Genomic DNA, 19,530 nt, shown 5'->3' on the forward strand with positions numbered 1-19,530 from the left:
GGCACCGGTTTTCCGTCCGGCTTTGCGACCAAAGAAAGCAAAGCCAGGAAAAGTGGGCACCGGTTTTCCGTCCGGCTTTGCGACCTCAAAAAGTCAGGCCGCGCCCGCGCAGCCGATGCGCGACGCGCATTCGGCGTGAGCGGAAGGAAAACCGACCGCGCAAGCGAACCCGGCGCGAGGGGAAAGGCGGGAGCGGAATGCCGCCCCTGAACCAGCGCGCGACCGCGCGCCGGCGCCCCTGCGCCGCCCACCCGGAGCCGGTGAGCGTAAGCGTACCCGGCGTGAGGGATAAAGAGTCCCCCCCTACGCCAGGTAGTCGTGCACCACCTCGCCGAGGCCCAGCGTCAGGTCCGACAGGATGTGGGTGCCGCCGAGCACCTCGACCACCGGCAGCTTGGCCACCGGCGCCAGCGCGTGGTGGAACAGCTCGATGGCCGCCGGTCCCGTCCAGGCGCCTTTGAAGGTGATGTCGGTCATGTGGTAGCGCACCAGCTCGCAGACGCGCGCGGTGCCGTCCACGTGCGGCACGATCTTCAGAAGGAAGTTCGGCGCCGTCAGCGACGGCATGACGACGTCCTCGGCGAGGTCGGCGTGCTTGTAGCCCATGGTCGCGGTGCAGACGCGGACGGGGCCGAAGTCCAGCGTGCCGACCAGCGTTTCCTTGGCCACCGTCATCTTCGGGTGGGCGTATTTCTTCGGAAAGCCCCACAGCTCGCGGCCGCCCAGGATCGGCGGGCCGTCGTCGAGATACATGGAGTGGACGTAGGCGCCCTTTTCGCCCTTGTAGGTGACCGGGATCACCTGGCCGGACTCCGTGTAGTCGCCGAAGCCGTTGGAATCCGGCATGCGGATGAACTCGTATTTCACGATCGGGTCGTCGCTCACCTCCAGCGGTGCCGGGACCACGGCGGCCAGCGCTTCCGGGTCGGTGCGATAGGTGACGATGAAGAATTCGCGGTTGGTGAAGCGGTAGGGGCCCTTGGGGAAGGCGGGCGAGGTGAAGGGCATCGCGTAGGCGTTGGCCTTGATGGTCGCTTCGTCGATCATGTCGGGTCTCCGCTGACAGGGACGGCAGGCTTGGGAAGGGTCGGGAGGTCGAGAGGTCGGGCGTCGGGCCGCTCGCAGGCGCGGCGCGGGCGCCGGCCGGTGCCATGAAAAACCGCCGCCGGTCGGGCCGGGCGGCGGCTTTGCGCGTGTCTCAGTCTTCCGCGTCGCGGTCGACGTCGTGGGTGACGAAGCCCACTTCCGGGTCCGGCGGCGCGAACCAGTCGGCGTGGCGCAGCGTGCGACGCATCGCCGAGGCGCCGGCCTGCCAGTGGTCGACCATGGTGTTGCGCGAGAACTCGTAGTCCTTGAAAGCCTGGTCGTAGAGCTTGCGCCGGTAGATCAGGTGGAAGACGTTGACGCTGGCCTTCAGGCCGAACGTCTTGAGCCGCTTCACCTCCGGCGTGTCGTGCATCTCTTCCGGCAGGTTGTCCAGGAGCTTGCCCACCGCCTGGCGGGCCTCCTGCATGCGCCGGAACATATTGGTGTTCAGGCGGGTCCGGCTGGAGAAGCGGATGTCCTTCTCGCGCTCCGAGACGTCCTGCAGGGTGCGCGGCCGCGGGCCCCGGGCGGAGAACAGGTCCACCTGGAACACCAGCGTGCCGTCATACTGGCCGGAATCGATGATGTAGGAGAGCGGCGTGTTGGAGACGAGACCGCCGTCCCAGTAGAGCTCGCCCTCGATCTCCACCGGCGGGAAGCCCGGCGGCAGCGCGCCTGACGCCATGATGTGCTCGGGGCCGATCTTGCGGTAGGCGCTGTCGAAATAGGTGAAGTTGCCCGAGCGCACGTTCACCGCGCCCACCGAAAGCCGCATCGGGCCGTCGTTGATGCGGTCGAAGTCGACCAGCTCCTCCAGCGTCGTCTTCAGCGGCGCCGTATCGTAGAAGCTCATCGCTGCCGATGACCCGGCTGGCTGCATCATCGGCGGCGGAAAGCGCGGCGCGAAGAAGCCGGGCACGCCGAAGGTCATCACCGCCATGGAGGCGGCCTGGTTGTAGGCGGCGCGGATGTCGTCGCCGTCGGGAATGTGCGGCCAGTGCACCCGGCTGGTTACCCGCTCCCAGAATTCGCGCATCCGTTCCACGCGCTTCTCCGGCGGGTTGCCGGCGATCAGCGCGGAGTTGATGGCGCCGATGGAGATGCCGGCCACCCAGTCGATGGTGATGTCGGCCTCGTGCAGCACCTCCGCCACGCCGGCCTGGTAGGAGCCCAGCGCACCGCCGCCCTGCAGGACCAGGGCGGTGGTGTTGTAGTGCTTGTCGATCTCCCTGCGGCACTCGGCGAACGGCTCGCCCGAGGCCATCTCTTCCTTGTCCGGATCCAGCATTCTCGAAATTCCCCTTTGCGGCTTTCGAGGTTCGGTCGGCGCGCGCCCGCGTCACCGGGCGACCTTAGTCGCTCCGGTTGCGGCGAGAAAGGGTGTTTTGCGGTGCAGCATGAGCCGGCCGCACGGATTGCGCGCGGTGCCGGTGGCGCGTCCCTGATAGCTGTTACTACCAGCGGTTTTCCGCCTCTTGATTTGCTCGTTCTCGTCGGCTTCACTCGATTCAACCAGAACAGGATCCGGAATCAGTCGGCACGAGACCGGCGGGCGGGTCGCCAGAGGGTGGAACGGCGGATGGAGGGAGCGGTCGCGGCCGCAGCCGATGCCTTTGACACGTTGCCGAAGCTGTTGCTTCGCAATGCGCGCGACCGCGGCGGCAAGCCGGCGATCCGCGAAAAGAGCTTCGGAATCTGGCAGACATGGACGTGGGCGGAGGTGCTGGACGAGGTGCGCCGCGCCTCCATCGGCCTGGAGGAACTCGGCCTGAAGCGCGGTGACCGGGTTGCCGTCGTCGGGCAGAACCGGCCGCGCCTCTACTGGACCTTCGCCGCCGTCCAGGCTTTCGGCGGCGTGCCCATCCCCGTCTATGCCGATTCCGTCGCCGAGGAGATGGCCTTCGTCCTCGATCATGCCGAGGTGAAGGCGGCCGTCTGCGAGGACCAGGAGCAGGTCGACAAGGTCCTGTCCATCGCCGACCAGGTCCATTCCATCGAGCTCGTGATCTACGACGAGCCGCGCGGCCTGCGCGACTACGACCATACCCGGCTGAAGAGCTTCGAGGACGTGCAGGCCGTCGCCGACCAGGCGATCGGGCGGCGGCCCGAGCTGGTGGGGGCCTGGGAGGCGGAGATCGCGCGCGGCCGCGGCGGCGACCTCGCCGTCATGCTCTACACCTCCGGCACCACGGGCCAGCCCAAGGGCGTGATGCTGACCCACGACAACCTGGTGATATCGGCGCGCAATGCCAACGCCTTCGACCGCTTCACCGACCGCGAGGAGGTCATCGCCTACCTGCCGCTCGCCTGGGTCGGCGACCACATGTTCTCCTACGCCCAGAGTTACGAGGCCGGCTACTGCGTGTGCTGTCCGGAGAGCCCGGAGACGGTCAACGACGACCGCCGCGAGATCGCCCCCACCTACTTTTTCGCCCCGCCGCGGGTCTACGAGACGCTGCTCACCGCCATCATGGTGCGCATGGAGGATGCCAGCGCCCTAAAGCGGCGCATGTTCCACTGGCTGATGGGCCACGCCCGCAAGGTCGGCGAGCCGATCCTCGACGGCAAGCGCGTCGGCTTCGGCGACCGGCTCCTCTACGCGCTCGGCGATTTCCTGGTCTACGGCCCGCTGAAGAACCGGATGGGCTTCACGAAGATCCGCGTCGCCTACACGGCCGGCGAGGCCATCGGCCCGGAGATCTTCCGCTTCTACCGCTCGCTCGGCATGAACCTGAAGCAGCTCTACGGGCAGACCGAGGCGAGCGTCTACATCACCATGCAGCCCGACGGCACCATCGATGCCGATACCGTCGGCACGCCGCCGCCGGGGGTGGAGGTCAAGATCGCCGAGAGCGGCGAGGTCATGTTCCGCTCGCCCGGCGTCTTCCAGGCCTACTACAAGAACGACGAGGCGACCCGGACCACCAAGACCGAGGAGGGCTGGGTCCACACGGGCGATGCCGGCATCTTCACGCCCGAGGGCCAGCTCAAGATCATCGACCGGGCCAAGGACGTCGGCCGTCTCTCCGACGGCAGCCTGTTCGCGCCGAAATATATCGAGAACAAGCTCAAGTTCTTCCCCAACGTGAAGGAGGCCGTCGCCTTCGGCCACGAGCGCGACTGCGTCGCCGTCTTCCTCAACATCGACCTGATCGCCGTGGGCAGCTGGGCGGAGCGCAACAACGTTTCCTATGCCAGCTACCAGGAGCTCGCCGCGCTGCCGCGCATCTACGAGATGATGGCCGCCCACGTGGCCGAGGTGAACCGCTCGCTTGCCGCCGAGCCGATGATGGCGGCGGCCCAGATCAAGCGCTTCCTGGTGCTGCACAAGGAGCTCGACGCCGACGACGGCGAGCTGACCCGCACCCAGAAGGTGCGCCGCCGCTTCATCGCCGAGCGCTACCAGCCGCTGATCGAGGCGCTCTACGACGGCTCGAGCGAGAAGTTCGTCGCGACCGAGGTGGTCTTCGAGGACGGCCGCAAGGGCCTGATCGAGGCGACGGTCCGGATCGAGGACGCGGAAACCTTCCCGGCGGCGGGCGAACGCCCGCTGTCGGAGGCGGCGGAGTAGGAGGGGGCGATGGTGGCCATGGTCGACAGCCCCGCCGATGTCCGGCCGGACGGCGCCGAGGCGCCGGTCCTGCTGGCGGTTCAAAACGTCTCGCTCGCCTTCGGCGGGGTGAAGGCGATCTCCGACATCTCCTTCGACATCCGCGAGGGCGAGATCCGCGCCATCATCGGCCCGAACGGCGCCGGCAAGACGTCGATGCTCAACGTCATCAACGGCTTCTACCATCCCCAGGAAGGCACCATCACCTTCCAGGGCAAGGTGCGCCGGCGCATGCGCCCCTACGAGGCGGCGCGCTCCGGCATCGCCCGCACCTTCCAGAACGTCGCGCTGTTCCGCGGCATGACCACCCTCGACAACATCATGTCGGGGCGCACCCTGATGATGCGGAAGAACTTCTTCTGGCAGGCGCTCCGCCTCGGCCCGGCGCTCAATGAGGAGATCGAGCACCGCCGCCGGGTGGAGGAGATCATCGACTTCCTGGAGATCGAGCACATCCGCAAGACGCCCGTCGGCAAGCTGCCCTACGGCCTGCAGAAGCGGGTCGAGCTCGGCCGGGCGCTCGCCATGGAGCCGCGGCTTCTGCTGCTCGACGAGCCGATGGCCGGCATGAACCTGGAGGAGAAGGAGGACATGTCCCGCTTCATCCTCGACGTGAACCAGCAGTTCGGTACGACCATCGCGCTGATCGAGCACGACATGGGCGTCGTCATGGACATCTCCGACCGGGTGGTGGTGCTCGACTACGGCAAGAAGATCGGCGACGGGCCGCCGGACGTGGTGCGCGCCAACCAGGACGTCATCGACGCCTATCTGGGAGTGCCGCACGAATGACGGGGCGCGTGGTTGTGGCCGACGCCGGCCGGGGGAGGGGCTGAGCCGATGGAAACCCTCTATCTGGTCCTCATCGACCCGTTCGTTCAGATGGTTCAGGCGCCGGACTTCTTCCTGCAGGTGCTTTGGGAAGGCTTTGTCTCCGGGGTGCTCTACGCGCTGATCGCGCTGGGCTTCGTGCTGATCTTCAAGGCATCCGGCGTGCTCAATTTCGCGCAGGGCATCATGGTGGTGTTCGCCGCCCTGTCGCTGGTCGGGCTGACCGCGCTTGGCGTGCCGGCGCTACTCTCCCTGGTGCTGTGTATCGGCATAATGTTCGTGCTGGCCGTGGGCGTGGAACGCATGGTGCTGCGGCCGCTGGTCAACCAGCCCGACATCATCCTCTTCATGGCGACGATCGGGCTCACCTACTTCCTCATCGGCCTCGGCGAGCTGATCTTCGGCGGCGAACCGAAGACCATGGTCACCGAACAGCTGTTGCTGCCCACCGGATCGTCCGACCTCGATGTCATGGGCGGCTTCCTGATCCTCCAGCACATCGACATCGCGGCTGCCGTCATCGCCATCGTCATGGTGGCGGCGCTGGGGTTCTTCTTCTCCAAGACGCGGATCGGCCGGGCGCTGCGGGCCGTCGCAGACGACCACCAGGCGGCGCTCTCCGTCGGCATCTCGCTCAACCAGATCTGGGTCATCGTCTGGTTCGCCGCCGGCATCGTGGCGCTGGTCACCGGCATCATGTGGGGGGCGCGCTCCGACGTCTCCTTCGCCCTGCAGATCGTCGCCTTCAAGGCGCTGCCGGTCATCATCCTCGGCGGGCTCACCTCCATCCCCGGCGCCATCGTCGGCGGGCTGGTGATCGGCATCGGCGAGAAGCTCGGCGAGATCTACTGGGGCCCGCTGGTGGGCGGCGGCATCGAGAGCTGGCTCGCCTACATCATCGCGCTGGCGTTCCTCCTGGTCCGTCCGCAAGGTCTCTTCGGTGAACGCATCATCGAAAGGATCTGAGCCATGACACACAAGAGCCAGCTCGGCGGTCTCGTCATCGACTGCAACGCGGAGGACATCGGCCCGGCAACCGCCTTCTGGTCGGCCGCGCTGGGCATCGAGGGCACCGTCGATCCCGACGGCAAGTACGCCCAGTTCGCCGGCAGCGCCGGTGGCCTGGAACTCCTCGTTCAGTCCGTTGACCACGCCCCGCGGGTCCATCTCGATCTCGTCAGCGACGACATCGAGGCCGAGGCCGCCCGGCTGGAGCGCCATGGCGCGAAGCGGATCGAGGCCGTGAAGCGCTGGATCGTCATGGAGGCCCCGACCGGCCACCGGTTCTGCATCGTGGAGAAGGCGAGCGCCGACATGGGCGCCGACGCCGCAACCTGGGACGGGGACTGATGTTCTATCGCGAGGCCGGCCAGTACAAGACGAGCTACGCCGCCGACATGGCGGTGTTCCCGATCCGGCAGGACCGGATCGGCATCGCCGTGATCCTGGCCGTCGCCTTCGTGGGGATCCCGCTCTTCGCCAGCGACTTCCTGCTGACCTCGATCATGATCCCGTTCCTGATCTTCGCCCTCGCGACGATCGGGCTGAACATCCTGACCGGCTATTGCGGCCAGCTGTCGCTCGGCACCGGCGCCTTCATGGGGGTCGGCGCCTATGCCTGCTACAAGCTCACGTCCTACTTCCCCGACACCAACATCCTCGTGTGGATCGTCGCCTCCGGCTTCTTTTCCGCCGCCGTCGGCGTGGTGTTCGGCCTGCCGAGCCTCAGGATCAAGGGCTTCTATCTGGCGGTGGCGACGCTGGCTGCCCAGTTCTTTCTCGAGTGGGCCTTCATCCGCATTCCCTGGCTCTACAACGCCAACGCCTCGGGCGCGATCGAGGTGGCCAGCCGCACCGGTTTCGGCATCACGCTGACGGGGCCGGCGGCCGGGGCGCTGCCGCGCTATTTCGCGGTGCTGGCCATCGTGGTGGTGATGACGTGGATCGCCTCCAACCTCCTGCGCGGGCGCATCGGTCGGTCCTTCATGATGATCCGCGACATGGACATCGCCGCCGAACTCATCGGCGTGCGGCCGCTGCACACCAAGCTCCTCGCCTTCGCCGTCTCCTCCTTCTACTGCGGCGTGGCGGGCGCGATGATGGTCTTCTTCTGGCTGGGCGCGGCGGAGCCGTCTGCCTTCTCCATTAACCTGTCCTTCCAGATCCTGTTCATGGTGATCCTCGGCGGTCTTGGCAGCCTGATCGGCTGCTTCATGGGCGCCGCCTTCATCTGGATCCTGCCGGTGGTGATCCGGATGGTACCGGAGGTGCTGGGCCTCAGCGTCGAGGCGGCCACCGTGGAGCACGTCAACTTCGTGATCGTCGGCGCGCTTATCATCGCCATCCTGATCGTCGAGCCGCACGGGCTGGCGCGCATGTGGCAAATCCTCAAGCAGAAGCTGCGCGTCTGGCCGTTCCCGTATTGAGGGATTTTCAAGGAAATCCGGCCCCGCCAGCCGGGCCGGAGCCGACAACGTCGGCTTGCAAAGGCTGGTGCCGCACTTAAGATCGGCCATACGGAACCGTCAAAGAGTTCCAGCCGAAAACAGCCTGCGGATCACCCCGCAGCAGGGAGGAACAGGATGACTTCAACCAGGACCGCGCTCGCCGGAATGGCGATCGCTGCCGTTGCCTTTACCGGGCTCGCCACACCGGCCGCCCAGGCCCAGGATGGCGAGCTCTTCATTCCGCTGCTCACCTACCGCACCGGCCCGTTCGCCGGCTCCGGCATCCCCATCGCCGACGGCATGCGCGACTATCTCACCATGCTGAACGAGCGCGACGGCGGCATCGGCGGCGTCAAAATCCGCGTCGAGGAGTGCGAGACCGGCTACAACACCCAGAAGGGTGTCGAGTGCTACGAGAGCACCAAGAGCCAGAACCCGCTCATCTACAACCCGTACTCCACCGGCATCACCCTGCAGCTGATCCCGAAGGCGTCGGTGGACCAGATCCCGGTCCTGTCGATGGCCTACGGCCTGTCGGCGGCAGCCGACGGCAAGCTCTTCCCCTGGGTGTTCAATCCGCCGGACACCTACTGGGACGGCGCCTCCGCCGCCATCAAGTACATTGCCCAGCAGGAGGGCGGCGATCTCTCCAACCTCAAGGGCAAGAAGATCGGCTACATTTTCCTCGACGCCGGCTACGGCCGCGAGCCGATCCCGCTCCTGGAGCAGTTCGCCAAGGACTACGGCTTTACCCTCACCCAGTATCCGGTCCCGGCCGACCAGATGCAGAACCAGTCGTCGCAGTGGCTGAACGTGCGCCGCGACCGGCCCGACTACATGATCATGTGGGGCTGGGGTGCCATGAACCCGACGGCGGTGAAGGAAGCCGCCAAGATCCGCTACCCGATGGACAAGTTCATCGGCGTGTGGTGGTCGGGCGGCGAGGACGACGCCCGTCCCGCCGGTGACGGCGCGAAGGGCTTCAAGACCCTCAACTTCAACGGCGTGGGCCAGGACTTCCCTGCGATCCAGGACATCATCACCCATGTGGTGGACAAGGATCTCAGCCAGGTGTCCGACACCTCGCGCGTTGGCGAGAACCTCTACAACCGCGGCGTCATGAACTCCTTCCTGATGGCCGAGGCGATCCGCACGGCCCAGGAGATGACCGGCAAGACCGTCATCGACGCCACCGACATGCGGGCCGGGATGGAGAATCTCGACATCACGGCGGAGCGTCTCAAGGAGGCGGGCATGGAAGGCTTCATGGCCCCGCTGAAGCTCTCCTGCGAGGACCACTCCGGCGAGAACGATGTCTACGTCCAGCAGTGGGACGGCGAGACCTGGCAGAAGGTCTCCGACTGGTTCGCGCCCATGAAGGACGTGGTCCGGCCGATGCTGGTCAAGGCTGCGGAGGAATATGTCGCCTCCAACCAGCCGTGGCCGGAGCGCAAGGAGCCGTGCAACTGACCTCCTCGGTCAAGGGCCGGGCAGGCGGCGGCATCGCCGTCCGCCCGGTCGCTGGGGTCGACTAACGCTCCGTCGCCCGACGGGCCGCACCGAAAGGTGGTTTGCCTTGCCGCATCGACGATGGCGCCGCGCCCGCCGACTGCTCATTCTGCTTCTGGTCCTCGTCGCCGTCTTCTGGGGAACCGGCTGGATCTATGAGCGCAATGCCGAGCGCATCCATGCCCACATCAACGACGTCCAGCCGGACGGCGTCCTCTACAAGGCGCGCGAGCGGGTGCTGGAGCGCGGTTCGAAGCGCATCGTCGTGCTGGTGCACGGCTTCGGGGCCTCGCCGATGACCATGCTGCCCATCTTCGATGCCTTTGCAGAGAGAACCGACGCCGATCTCTGGGCGCCGCTGCTCGACTATCACGGCCGCTCGCTGCAGCGCTTCGCCGCCTTCGACGCCGAGGCGATCCGTGACGACCTCGCCGCCCGGCTCACCCAGCGCATCCAGGGCTACGACGAGGTGGTCGTCATCGCCCATTCCTTCGGCGGTGCCATGCTCGCCGATCTCGTCGCCGACGGCGCCATCCCGGACACCGCCACCGTGCTCCTGCTGGCGCCCGCCGTCGACATCCGGGCCAACACCGAAACCACCACGCTCCAGCTCCAGGCCTTCCGGCTCTGGTCGGCCTACTGCGACATCGTCGCCTTCGGCTGCACCGTGCCGAACCCGAAGGGCGTCGACGCCCAGGCCAGGGCCGACATCTATGCCCAGACCATCTTCTTCTTCATCGTGCCGGACGCCGTCCTGCAGCTCTTCGACTACGCCGACGCGATCGCGCCGGCGGTCGCCGGCATCGACCGCCCGATCGACATCGTCATGGCGCGCGACGATGCCGAGGTGAGCTACGCCGGCACCGAGACGCTGTGCGCCGGCCTGTCGACCTGCCGTCTCTACGCCTTCGAGACCGGCGGCCACGCGCTGATGTACGGCGCCAACAGCGCGGCGCTGAACACGCTCTTCCTGCGGCTTGCCGACGATCCCGGCTCGCCAACCGCCTGCGACGGCCTGGCCTGCGCCGTCGCCGTGCCCGCCGATACCGCGGCTGGCCCCATCCCCTCCGTTCCGCGCCGCCACGCCCGCGCGGCCCACCAGGAGACGCCCCGATGGCCCTGAGTTCGGAATCCGCATCCGCCGTCGCGACGGCGCCGGAGGCATCCGCCCCGATCCTCGACGTCTCCAACATCGAGGTCATCTACGACCACGTCATCCTCGTCCTGAAAGGCGTGTCGCTGGCGGTGCCGGAGGGCGGCATAGTCGCGCTGCTCGGCGCCAACGGCGCCGGCAAGACCACCACCCTCAAGGCGATCTCCAACCTTTTGCGCGCCGAGCGCGGCGAGGTCACCAAGGGCTCGATCCGCTTCGATGGCGAACGGGTCGAGGCGATGTCGCCCAACGCGCTGGTCACCCGCGGCTGCATCCAGGTGATGGAGGGCCGCCACTGCTTCGGTCACCTCACCATCGAGGAGAACCTGCTCACCGGCGCCTACACGCGCAGCGAGGGCTGGGGCGCCATTCGCGCCGACCTGGAGATGGTCTATTCCTACTTCCCCCGCCTCAAGGAGCGCCGCTCCTCCATGGCCGGCTACACCTCGGGCGGCGAGCAGCAGATGTGCGCCATCGGCCGGGCGCTGATGTCGCGGCCGAAGATGGTCCTTCTCGACGAACCGTCGATGGGGCTGGCGCCGCAGCTGGTGGAGGAGATCTTCGAGATCGTGAAGTCGCTCAACCGCAACGAGGGCGTCTCGATCCTGCTGGCCGAGCAGAACACCAACATCGCGCTGCGCTACGCCACCTACGGCTACATCCTGGAGTCCGGACGCATCGTCATGGACGGCGATGCGAAGGCGCTGCGCGAGAACGAGGACGTCAAGGAATTCTATCTCGGCGTCGGCGGCGAGGGGCGGCGCTCCTTCCGCAACGTCAAGCACTACAAGCGCCGCAAGCGCTGGCTTTCTTAAACGTACTGAGAGCGATGGCGGGCCCACGGGGAGGAAACGCATGACCGACACCATGGACGAGCGCGACACCCAGGATCCGGCCGAGCGCGAGGCGGAGCTGATGCGCCGGCTCGCCGCTCTGGTCCGCCACGCGGTCCACAATGCGCCGGGCTGGGCGCGGCACCTGCAGGGCTGCGACACGGATGCGGTGGCCAGTCGGGCGGCGCTGGCGACCCTGCCGGTCCTGCGCAAGGCGGACCTCACCGGCCTGCAGGCCGCCGACCCGCCCCTGGGAGGGCTGGTCAGTGCGCCGGCCGAGGTGCTTGGCCGGGTGTTTCAGTCGCCCGGGCCGATCTTCGAGCCCCAGGGCATCGGCCCGGATCCCTGGAAGTCCGCCCGCGCGCTCCATGCGGCCGGGCTGCGGCGCGGCGATCTCGTCCACAACACCTTCGCCTATCACATGACCCCCGGCGGCTGGATCATGGACAGCGGGGCGCGGGCGCTCGGCGCCACCGTCTTTCCCGCCGGCCCGGGCAACACCGAGCAGCAGGTCGCTGCCATCGCGGCCCTCAGACCGACCTTCTACTCGGGCGTGCCGGACTTCCTGAAGATCCTGCTCGACAAGGCCGCGGAGCTCGGCGTCGATGCCGCGTCGATCCGCAAGGCGCTCGTTTCCGGCGCTGCTCTTCCCGCCAGCCTCCGGGCCGAGTTCGACGGGCGCGGCGTGTCCGTTCTCCAGGCCTACGCCATCGCCGAGCTTGGCGTCGTCGCCTACGAGAGCGAGGCGCGCGAGGGTCTGATCGTCAACGAGGACACGGTGGTGGAGATCCTGCGTCCGGGCACCGGCGATCCCGTTCCCGAGGGCGAGGTCGGCGAGGTGGTGGTGACCAGTCTCAACTCGACCTACCCGCTGATCCGCTTGGCCACCGGCGATCTGTCCGCCATCCTGCCTGGACCGAGCCCGTGCGGGCGCACCGGCATGCGCATCCGCGGCTGGATGGGCCGCGCCGACCAGCGCGCCAAGGTGAAGGGCATGTTCGTCGATCCCGCCCATGTCGACCAGGTGCTCAAGCGCCATCCGGAGATCCGGCGGGCCCGCCTCGTCGTGCGCCGCGCCGACGAGCGCGACGAGATGCGCCTTGTCGTGGAGGCGGAGGCAGGCGAAGGCTTCGAGGCCCGCGTCGCCGAGACGCTGCGCGCCATCACGAAGCTCGGCGGAACGGTGGAGATCGTGGCGCCCGGATCGCTCCCCAACGACGGCAAGGTCATCGCCGACGAGCGTCCGGTGGACTGAGCGGGCGGGCCCCGCGGGCCCGGATTCGCTTCCCCGGATCGATTTTCGCGTCAAACCGGCGGTTTGGAGTCATTTTCCGCCGTCCTGCTCTTGAAATCCGGTTGCGAACTTCGCTATCTCGTGAGGATCGACAAGTGCGCCGCATCGGTGTAGACCGTCGTCCTGTTTTCCCGAGAGCTATCGCTGCCGCATGCGCCCCAACGCAGGGCGCCGACGCCGCGCTCGTAAATGAACTGAGAAGGTAGAGTGCCATGAACGTCATCGAAGAGATCGAACGCGAGCAGATGGCGACCATCGAGGGTCAGCGGAAGCTGCCGCCGTTCCAGCCCGGTGACACGCTGCGCGTCAACGTGCGCGTCACGGAAGGGACGCGCACCCGTGTCCAGGCTTTCGAAGGCGTCTGCATCGCCCGGTCCGGCGGCGGTCTTCACGAGAATTTCACCGTCCGCAAGATCTCCTACGGCGAGGGCGTCGAGCGCGTCTTCCCGATCTTCTCGCCGATGATTGAGTCGGTGGACGTGGTTCGCCGCGGCAGTGTCCGCCGCGCGAAGCTGTACTACCTGCGCGGCCGCCGCGGTAAGTCCGCGCGCATCGCCGAGCGCCGTGATCGCCGGGGTGAGGAAGTTCGCACCACGATCAAGCCGGCCGCAGACGCCGCCGAATAAGCCTCTCTGCGAGCGTTTTGAGCGGGCTGCCGTGACCCACCGGTCGCGGCGGCCCTTTCGTTTGCCCGCGCGCCAGAGCTTGCGCGAGCCGCGCGTCGCGCCCTTCGGTCCGGCCGGGCCCGATTGACTTTCGCGTCCTGCCCGGCCGATTACACGGAAGGGTCGCCCACCGTCGGCGACTGCTCCGGGAGACGCCGATGGCCGCCGACGTTCACGACCTCGCCCCTCACCATCTGCCCATGTTCGTTCCGTCCGCCGACGGCAGCGATCCGCTGATGACGATCATGCTGGTTGCGCTCATCGTGGGGCTGGTCTTTGCCGGCGCCTTCTATCTCCATCTCCACTCGCTGCCCGAGCGTCTGGCCCACCGCCATCACCGTGTCCAGTTCGACCTGGTCGCGATCATGGCGCTGATTGCGCTGTTCACCCACAACAACATCTTCTGGGTGGCCGCGCTGCTCCTGGCCTTCGTCCCGATCCCGGACTTCTTCTCGCCGCTGCAGTCCATGGCCGCCTCGCTGTCGCGCATGGCCGGACGGGGCGACGACGACGGGGGTCTCGCCAGCGGGGCCGATCCGGATGTCGAAGCCGATCCGCATTCTGGGACGCGCCCGTCCGGCGCGACGGAGGCCTGATCGATGTTCGAGCTCATCATCTGTTCGCTGGTCACCATCCTCCCGGACTACCTGTTCCGCCGCTACGGCCAGGGAAAACGGATCGGCCGGGAGATCACGCTCTATTCGGTCTGGTACGAGCTGCGCTACGGCATCGTGACCTGCCTGATGCTGACCGTCTCGCTGATCACCCTGATCTTCTATTTCCACCCAACCGCGTCCGCCACGGCGCTGTTCCGCACCGTGCCGATCCTCCCCGAAACCTCAGGCCGGGTGGAGGAGCTGTTTGTCTCCCGCGAGCTGGAGACGCCGGTGAAGGCGGGGGATCCCATCTTCCGGCTCGACAGCCGCAGCCAGGAGGCCGCCGTGGAAACGGCGGCGCGGCAGGTGAAGGAGCTGGAGGCCACCCTGCGCGTGGCGGAGGGCGATCTCGCCGTCGCCTCGGCCCAGGTGGATCAGGCCAGGGCCTCTCTGAAGCAGGCGGTGGACGAGTTCGAGACCAAGAGCGAGCTTCAGCAGCGCAACGCCAGCACGGTGACCGAGCGCGAGGTGGAGCGCCTGCAGACGGCCGTCGATGCCCGCCAGGCCGGCGTGGCGGCAGCCGAGGCGAACCGCGATCTCGTACAGATCCGAATCGACGAGGCGATTCCCGCGCAGCTGGAAAGCGCTAGGGGGCGTCTTGCCGAGGCCGAGGTCGCGCTCGCCAAGACGACCGTCTATGCCGGTGTCGACGGCACGGTGAACCAGTTCTCGCTCCGGGTCGGCGATGTGGTCAATCCGCTCATGCGGCCGGCCGGCGCCCTGGTCCCTGCCGATGCCGCGCACCAGCATCTCATCGCCGGCTTCGGCCAGATCGAGGCACAGGTGCTTCGGGTGGGCATGGTCGCGGAGGCTGCGTGCGGGTCCGTCCCCTTCACCATCATTCCGCTCGTCGTCACCGAGGTGCAGACCCAGATCGCCTCCGGCCAGATCCTCTCCGGCGGTCAGCTCATCGACGCGGCCCGTCCGACGACGCCCGGCACCATCACCACGCTCCTGGAGCCGCTCTATCCCGGCGGACTGGACCGGGTGCCGCCGGGCAGCCAGTGCATCGTCAACGCCTACACCTCGAACCATGATCGGCTGGAGAACGATCCGGATCTGGGTACCGGGGAGGCGGTGTTCCTGCACGCGGTCGACACGGTTGGCCTGGTCCACGCCATGATCCTGCGGCTGCAGGCGATCCTGTTCCCGGTCCAGACGCTGGTTCTCACCGGACACTGAGCCGGGGTGCATGTCGCCCCCCTGGGGCGGTTCGCGCATCGACAAGCCCGGGGCGCGGGTCCATTAAGGAGAGCCTCCCGTCACGCGGTCCGCCCCAAGCAGGCCCGTGCGCCGTGGCGCGCCCCGGGACGCGCCGCCCCGTCCCGTTTGCGTCGAGCGTTCAACGCCATGTGGTCCGATCCTGCCCACCGTTCGTCCGGCATTGCCGGGCGCTGCCGCGCCGCTGTCTGGGGGCAGGGGGCGTCATGCTGAAAAAGGGTACGCTCGCGCTGACCGCCGTCCTGGCGACGCTGCAGGCAGTGGGGCCGATCTCCACCGACACCTACCTGCCGTCGCTGCCGTCGATCGCCCTGCAGCTGGACGCGCCCATCCCAACGGTGCAGCTCACCCTGTCGGCCTTCCTGGTCGGCTTCGCGGTCGCCCAGATCGTCTACGGTCCGTTTTCCGACCGCTACGGGCGCAAGCCGGTCCTGGTGATTGCGCTGGCGCTGTTCGCAGCCGCCACGTTCGCCTGCGTGCTGGCGACGTCCATCGAGGTGCTCATCAGCGCGCGCTTTCTGCAGGCGCTGGGCGCCGCGGGGCCGGTGGTGCTGTCGCGCTCCATCGTACGCGATCTCTACGAAGGGCGGCGGGCCGGCACGGAGCTGTCGCGCATGGGCACGATCATGGGCATCATGCCGGCCATCGCGCCCACCTTCGGCGGCTTTCTCGATGCCTGGTTCGGCTGGCGCTCGACATTCGTGGCGGTGCTGGTTCTCGGCGGCGTCATCATGGCGCTGGTCCTCTTCGCGCTGCCGGAAACCCTGCGCGAGCGCACCGGCGAACCGCTCACCATCCGCACCTTCTTTTCCGGCTTCGGTCCGGTGATCGCCGATCCCGGCTACCGGGTCTATGTCGCCATCGTCTGCTTCACCTATGCCGGCATCTTCTCCTTCGTGTCGGCCTCGTCCTTCGTGTTCCAGAACATCTACGGCGTGAGCCCGATCGTGTTCGGCATGATCTTCGGCCTGTGCGCGGCATCCTATGTCTGCGGCACGCTGCTGGGCCAGCGCTTGCTGAAGCGCCTCGGCGTCGGCCAGGCGCTCGGCGTCGGCTGTTCGTTCCTTGCGCTCGGCGGGCTTTCCATGATCGGGGGCCTGCTGGTCGGGCTGGATGTGCCGGCGGCGATCTTCATCCCGGCGATGATCTACATGATGGGGGTGGGCCAGACGCTGCCGCTGGCGATGGCCGCGGCGTTGATGCCGTTCGCCAAGCGGGCCGGTGCGGCCTCGTCGCTGCTGGGGTTCATCCAGATGGTCTTCGCGGCGCTGGTGGGCGCCGCCATCGGCCTGCTTCTCGGCGACAGCGCCTGGCCGCTGGCGCTGTTCCTGGCGGCCTGCGGCTGCGCCGCCGCCGCCACCTTCGCCGTGACCCGCTCCATCCGCGCCACGGGAGCGGAGTGGTAGAGCAATCCCAGCAAAAGTGCTCTTGCGGTTCTGCGTCCGGGATTGCGAAGTGAAGAGCCAATCCCAGCAAAAGTGCTCTTGCGGTTTTGCGTCCGGGATTGCGAAGTGAAGAGCCAATCCCAGCAAAAGTGCTCTTGCGGTTTTGCGTCCGGGATTGCGGGGTAAAAATTCCCCTCACGCCGAGTTTGCTTGCGATGGGTTTTATGCGCTCACGCCGAGTGCGCTTCGCGCACCGGCTGCGCGGGCGCGCCCTGAGAGCAGCCTGCGGCCTGTTGGCCGCAGACAAGCTGCTCGTTCTTTAGATCGATCAACCCATTGGACATTCGGTCTCGACCGAATGTCGGTTGATCTCGGGCGGCGCGAGGTCGCGCGCTGGTTGGTGCAGTCCGGCCGGGCAGTGCTTGGTTCACTCCAAACCCACGCCCCACACTCCGCTCATTCCCGCGGAGGCGGGAATCCGGGGCCACAGGCCACAGCCTGCCATGGACCCCTCACGCGAGCACACCGGCGCACGGTCATGCGCCCGGCCCCCTCTACCCGCCGAACAGCCGCCTGAAGAAGCCGTTGCCGTTGCCGACATTCTGCTCCGGCGGGATCCAGGCGCCGTGGCTGGAGCCCTGCACGTTGCGGGTTTCGCCGGTCTGGCGGGCCTGGGCCGGGTAGGCGCCGGGGTTGGGGCCATCCATCGGCACGTCGGCACTGGCCATCGGCACCTCGCCGCCGGCATAGGCGCCCGGCAGGTCGGCGACCGCCATGCCCTCGTGCACCTTCTGCATCACCGAGCGCCACAGCTCCGCCGGGGCGTGGCCGCCGGTGGCCTTCTTGGTCGACGAGTTGTCGTCGTTGCCCAGCCACACGCCGGCCGTGAAGTAGGCCGTGTAACCGACGAACCAGGCGTCGCGCCAGGCCTGGCTGGTGCCGGTCTTGCCAGCGGCGGGCCAGCCCTCGATCTGGGCGCGCTGGGCCGTGCCGGAGGTCAGCGCCGCCGACAGCATGGTGTTCATCTGGCCGACCTGGCGCTCGCCCACGACGCGGCCCGGTCCGGAGCCGGAGCGCTTGTAGATAATCGTGCCGTCGTCGGTGCGGATGCGCTGGATGATGTGCGGCACCACCCCGTAGCCGCCGTTGGAGAACGGCACGTAGGCGGCCGTCATCTCCAGCAGCGTCACCTCCGAGGTGCCCAGCGCGATGGAGGCGTTCGGGTCGAGCTCGGAGTGGATGCCCAGCCGGTGCGCCACCTTCACCACGTTCGCCGGTCCCACGGTGGCCGCCAGCTTCGCCGCGATGGTGTTCAGCGAGAAGGCCAGCGCCCGGGTCAGCGACACCGGGCCGTAGTGCTTGCGGTTGTAGTTTTCCGGCGACCAGTTGCCGATGGTCACCGGCTCGTCCACCAGCATGGACTCCGGCGTGAACCCGGCCTCCAGCGCGGCCAGGTAGACGAACGGCTTGAACGACGAGCCCGGCTGGCGCTTGGCCGTCACCGCGCGGTTGAACTGGCTCTTGGCATAGTCGCGGCCGCCGACCAGCGCCTTCACCGCGCCGCCGCCGTCCAGCACGACGATGCCGCCCTGGCTGACGCCCATCTTGGCGCCTTCCTCGTTGAGCTTGGTCTGCAGCGCGTCCTGCGCCATCTCCTGCAGCCCCAGATCGATGGTGGTCTCCACCACGATGTCCTCGTCGATGGCGCCCACGTAGCCCGGCAGCACGTCGGCCACCCAGTCGGCCACGTAGCCGACGCTGGGGGAGGTGGCGCGCGACACCACCTGCGCCGGGTTGGCGCCGGCGATCTTCGCCTCGATCGGGGTGATGTAGCCCTCGTCGGCCATGGCCTGCAGCACCACCCGGGCGCGCGCCGCCGCGACGTCCGGATTGCGCGTCGGAGCGTAGCGCGACGGCGCCTTCAGCAGGCCGGCGATCATCGCCGACTGGGCCAGGTCCAGCTCGCGCGCCGAGCGGTTGAAATAGCGCTCCGCGGCCGCGTCGACGCCATAGGCGCCGGCGCCGAGATAGACCCGGTTCAGGTACATTTCCAGGATCTGGTCCTTGGAATATTTGGTCTCCAGCCACAGCGCCATGAGCATTTCCTGCACCTTGCGCTCGATGGTGCGCTCCGGCGTCAGGAACAGATTCTTGGCAAGCTGCTGGGTGAGCGTCGAGCCGCCCTCCACCACGCCGCCGGCCACCAGGTTGGAGACCGCCGCGCGGGCCAGGCCGATCGGGTCGACGCCGAAATGGTCGCGGAAGCGCCGGTCCTCGATGGCCATCACCGCTTCCGGCAGATACTCCGACATTTCCCCGATGGTCACCGCCTCGCCGCCGGTGTCGCCGCGGTTGGCGATCAGCTCGCCGCGCTCCGACACGATGCGCACGTTCGGCGGGCGCTCCGGCACGGCCCATTCCGAGGTCGGCGGCAGCGTCGCGGCGAAATAGGCCAGCACGCCGACGACGGCGATGACGCCCCACACGCCGACGAACAGGGTGAAGCCGACGAGCCGGCGCAACAGGCTTCGCTTGCGCCGCCCCTTGGTCGTCTTGCGCGTGCGCGGATCGGCCCGCTCCGGCTGGCTCGACCGGCGCCGCTGGCCGCCACCCTTGCCGCTGCCGGTGCCGCCGCGCGACCCGCCGCCGCCCTTGCCGCTGCCGCCGGAGCGGTCGTCGCGCATCGGGTGCAGGTCGAGGGTCTTGCCCGCGCCGGAGGTCTTGCGGCGGGGGGAACGGCCCTGGGGCGGCCGGCTGGATGCCATGGGTGTCTAGATCCTTCGCTGGGCCGCGCGGGAATCGTGTGCGCGCGGCCGACCACCGGATGCGGGCGAGATGTG

General features: G+C 67.9%; 16 protein-coding genes. 13 read left to right on the forward strand and 3 right to left on the reverse strand.

Annotated features, from left to right (window positions below; translation table 11 throughout):
- Nucleotides 1-303 precede the first annotated feature (303 nt).
- Together C507_RS0108050 and C507_RS0108055 are read right to left on the reverse strand one after the other, a co-directional pair.
- Nucleotides 304-1,047, reverse strand: a complete 744-nt coding sequence (locus C507_RS0108050) for an acetoacetate decarboxylase (protein ID WP_018699168.1) — start codon at nucleotides 1,045-1,047, stop codon at nucleotides 304-306.
- Nucleotides 1,048-1,198: 151 nt separating this feature from the next.
- The gene (locus C507_RS0108055; protein ID WP_018699169.1) at nucleotides 1,199-2,374 is read right to left on the reverse strand and encodes a DUF3734 domain-containing protein; all 1,176 of its coding nucleotides are present in this window, start codon (nucleotides 2,372-2,374) and stop codon (nucleotides 1,199-1,201) included.
- Between the two features lie 291 nt (nucleotides 2,375-2,665).
- Here C507_RS0108055 and C507_RS0108060 point away from each other — a divergent pair, with 291 nt between their 5' ends.
- From C507_RS0108060 to C507_RS0108120, 13 genes are all read left to right on the forward strand, one after another.
- Complete coding sequence (locus tag C507_RS0108060) at nucleotides 2,666-4,657, forward strand: AMP-dependent synthetase/ligase (protein ID WP_018699170.1); 1,992 nt, start codon at nucleotides 2,666-2,668, stop codon at nucleotides 4,655-4,657.
- Between the two features lie 9 nt (nucleotides 4,658-4,666).
- Nucleotides 4,667-5,488, forward strand: a complete 822-nt coding sequence (locus C507_RS0108065; RefSeq protein WP_018699171.1) for an ABC transporter ATP-binding protein — start codon at nucleotides 4,667-4,669, stop codon at nucleotides 5,486-5,488.
- A 48-nt stretch (nucleotides 5,489-5,536) separates the two neighbouring features.
- On the forward strand, nucleotides 5,537-6,493 hold the full coding sequence (locus tag C507_RS0108070) for a branched-chain amino acid ABC transporter permease (protein ID WP_018699172.1): 957 nt from the start codon (nucleotides 5,537-5,539) through the stop codon (nucleotides 6,491-6,493).
- Between the two features lie 3 nt (nucleotides 6,494-6,496).
- A complete protein-coding gene (locus C507_RS0108075; protein ID WP_018699173.1) occupies nucleotides 6,497-6,877 on the forward strand; it encodes a VOC family protein in 381 nt (126 codons plus the stop codon).
- A complete protein-coding gene (locus C507_RS0108080) occupies nucleotides 6,877-7,953 on the forward strand; it encodes a branched-chain amino acid ABC transporter permease (protein ID WP_018699174.1) in 1,077 nt (358 codons plus the stop codon). The genes C507_RS0108075 and C507_RS0108080 overlap by 1 nt, the downstream gene beginning before the upstream one ends.
- A gap of 156 nt (nucleotides 7,954-8,109) precedes the next feature.
- A complete protein-coding gene (locus C507_RS0108085) occupies nucleotides 8,110-9,444 on the forward strand; it encodes an ABC transporter substrate-binding protein (RefSeq protein ID WP_051089730.1) in 1,335 nt (444 codons plus the stop codon).
- 106 nt (nucleotides 9,445-9,550) lie between these two features.
- Nucleotides 9,551-10,606 carry an alpha/beta hydrolase gene (locus C507_RS20750; protein WP_018699176.1) on the forward strand — a complete coding sequence of 352 codons (1,056 nt, stop codon included), beginning with the start codon at nucleotides 9,551-9,553 and terminating at the stop codon, nucleotides 10,604-10,606.
- Nucleotides 10,597-11,451, forward strand: coding sequence for an ABC transporter ATP-binding protein (locus C507_RS0108095; protein WP_018699177.1), 855 nt, complete (start codon nucleotides 10,597-10,599; stop codon nucleotides 11,449-11,451). The genes C507_RS20750 and C507_RS0108095 overlap by 10 nt, the downstream gene beginning before the upstream one ends.
- 40 nt (nucleotides 11,452-11,491) lie before the next feature.
- On the forward strand, nucleotides 11,492-12,724 hold the full coding sequence (locus tag C507_RS0108100) for a phenylacetate--CoA ligase family protein (RefSeq protein ID WP_018699178.1): 1,233 nt from the start codon (nucleotides 11,492-11,494) through the stop codon (nucleotides 12,722-12,724).
- Between the two features lie 251 nt (nucleotides 12,725-12,975).
- Nucleotides 12,976-13,389, forward strand: a complete 414-nt coding sequence (rplS, locus tag C507_RS0108105) for a 50S ribosomal protein L19 (protein ID WP_018699179.1) — start codon at nucleotides 12,976-12,978, stop codon at nucleotides 13,387-13,389.
- A gap of 197 nt (nucleotides 13,390-13,586) precedes the next feature.
- Nucleotides 13,587-14,024 carry a hypothetical protein gene (locus C507_RS20755; RefSeq protein ID WP_018699180.1) on the forward strand — a complete coding sequence of 146 codons (438 nt, stop codon included), beginning with the start codon at nucleotides 13,587-13,589 and terminating at the stop codon, nucleotides 14,022-14,024.
- 3 nt (nucleotides 14,025-14,027) lie between these two features.
- Nucleotides 14,028-15,266, forward strand: coding sequence for an HlyD family secretion protein (locus tag C507_RS0108115; RefSeq protein ID WP_018699181.1), 1,239 nt, complete (start codon nucleotides 14,028-14,030; stop codon nucleotides 15,264-15,266).
- 245 nt (nucleotides 15,267-15,511) lie between these two features.
- Nucleotides 15,512-16,711, forward strand: a complete 1,200-nt coding sequence (locus tag C507_RS0108120; RefSeq protein WP_018699182.1) for a multidrug effflux MFS transporter — start codon at nucleotides 15,512-15,514, stop codon at nucleotides 16,709-16,711.
- 533 nt (nucleotides 16,712-17,244) lie between these two features.
- On the opposite strand, the gene C507_RS0108125 is transcribed toward C507_RS0108120, so the two are convergent.
- A complete protein-coding gene (locus C507_RS0108125; protein ID WP_018699183.1) occupies nucleotides 17,245-19,455 on the reverse strand; it encodes a transglycosylase domain-containing protein in 2,211 nt (736 codons plus the stop codon).
- Nucleotides 19,456-19,530 lie beyond the last annotated feature (75 nt).

Source organism: Amorphus coralli DSM 19760 (assembly GCF_000374525.1).
Classification (GTDB): Bacteria; Pseudomonadota; Alphaproteobacteria; order Rhizobiales; family Amorphaceae; genus Amorphus; species Amorphus coralli.